Raw genomic sequence first — 1,763 nt, forward strand, 5'->3', positions numbered from 1 at the left:
CGGCTGGGCCACGCCGCAGCGCGGCGACGACTGGGGCGCGGCCGCACGCAACCGCCCCGGCGATGCCGGTGCCGGCGCCAGCAAGGGTGGCGGCCTGTTCAATGCCGACGGCAGCGTGCGCCTGGCCGATGGCCGCGGCAACGACCAGGCACCGGCGCGCAGCGCACCCGGTTCCGAGACCGACACCTGGACGCGCGAGCGCATCGAAAAGGCCGGCGAGTGGCTCAAGCGCCCGCCGTACGACTACACGCCGACCTCGTTCGACAAGTACTGGCTGCCGAACGCGACGCTGCTGGAGGAGTGGGTGCGGCGCGGCATCAAGTCGGTGAAGATCCCGATTCCGGGCACCACCAGCAGCATTTCCTGCGTGGTCTCGATCCTGCAGGTGGGCGGCGGCTGCAGCATCACCGACCCCAATCTCAACGAGCAGCCGGCTGGCGCGCGGCCGCCGCCGAACGTGCCGTTCAAGCGCGAGCTGCAGGAAGACAACGGCAGTCGCTGAGTGGCGGGGTACCCGCCCGCTCACACATGCGGGCGCCGCACATCACCAGCTGCGGCACACGCGGACCGGGCGCGGTTTGGTCCAAGTGGATGGCTTCAGCTGGCACGGCGTTGCCTGCGAGGGCTCGTCGCGACTGAAAGGCAGCACCAAACAACCCGTCGCGCACGACGTGCTGTTTCGTAAGAGCGGCTGAAGCCGCTCTTGCGTGTGTGCCTCACGTCATTGGATAGGGGCGAAGCGACACCGGATCGCGCACCACGCGAACGTGGCGGCGAGCTGGTCACGCGTCGACGGTGTCGCATCCGGAGCGCGCGCTGTGCGCAGTCCCGTCGCCGCTGCTCGGCGCAGTCTGGTGCAGGCGACCGCGCGCGTCATGTGGCGTGCGAGATCCCTGCGCGCGGTGCGCTCAGTTCACGCCGTGCAAATCGCGCAACTGGCTGCTGCGCGAGCCGAAGTAGGCGGCCAGGTCGGCGATGTCCTGGTCGCTCAGCTGCGCTGCCTGCGGGCTCATCAGCGGATGCGTGCGGGTGCCGCCGCGATAGGCCTGCAGCGCGTGTGCCAGGTAATCGCCGTACTGGCCGCCGAGCTTGGGATAGGTCGGGTCGATCGGCGCGTTGCCGTCGGCGCCGTGGCAGTCGATGCAGCTCTGCCCGGTGGCCTTGCCCTTGGCGTGGGCCAGCTTGTCGCCGGCGTCGATGCGCCCGCCGGGCAGGCCGGCGGAGGAGCCGGAACCGTGCTCGCCGCTGGCGTGGCCGGGGTCGCCGGCGGATTTGCTGGTGGATTCCACCTGCGATTGCGAACAGGCCCCCAGGCACAGGGCGGCAAGCAGGACGAGGGCGGGACGCAAGGCGTGCGCGGCGTTCGGCATGAGAGGCCTACTTGAGGGTGGACAGGAAAGCGGCGATGTCGGCGATCTCCTGGTCGGAGAAGCTTTCCGCCTGGGCCTGCATGGTCGGATGCTTGCGCTTGCCGAGCCGGTATTCGGTCAGCGCCTGGGTCAGGTACTGCGCCGACTGCCCGCCGATCTTGGGGATGCGGTAGCTGGGATAGGCGTTCTTGTAGCCGGTGACGCCGTGGCAGCCCTGGCAGGTGTAGGTGAGCACCCGGCCGTTGGCCGCGTTGCCCTGAACAGGCGCAGGTGCCGCGGCTGCGGCGGCGGGAGCGGGAGCGGCGGGCGCCGGCGCGGTCTGCGCCACGGCCGGGGCGGCCCCAACAGAAACGAGTACGGCCAGAGCAAAACAAGCGGCTAGCGGCTGGGGGG

2 protein-coding genes and 1 pseudogene are annotated in these 1,763 nt (G+C 70.5%); 1 reads left to right on the forward strand and 2 read right to left on the reverse strand.

The window, feature by feature from the left end; all coding sequences use genetic code 11:
- Positions 1-502: pseudogene (locus tag D180_RS18665) on the forward strand (transmembrane repetitive protein); the annotation flags it as partial.
- A 406-nt stretch (positions 503-908) separates the two neighbouring features.
- On the opposite strand, the gene D180_RS18670 reads toward D180_RS18665, so the two are convergent.
- Entirely contained in the window at positions 909-1,370 is a 462-nt protein-coding gene (locus D180_RS18670; protein WP_017911097.1) for a cytochrome c, read from the reverse strand.
- A gap of 7 nt (positions 1,371-1,377) precedes the next feature.
- A partial coding sequence (locus D180_RS18675) for a cytochrome c (protein ID WP_232760587.1) occupies positions 1,378-1,763 on the reverse strand: 386 nt, incomplete at its 5' end.

The organism is Xanthomonas sp. SHU 166, from assembly GCF_000364685.1.
Taxonomy (GTDB): Bacteria; Pseudomonadota; Gammaproteobacteria; order Xanthomonadales; family Xanthomonadaceae; genus Xanthomonas_A; species Xanthomonas_A sontii.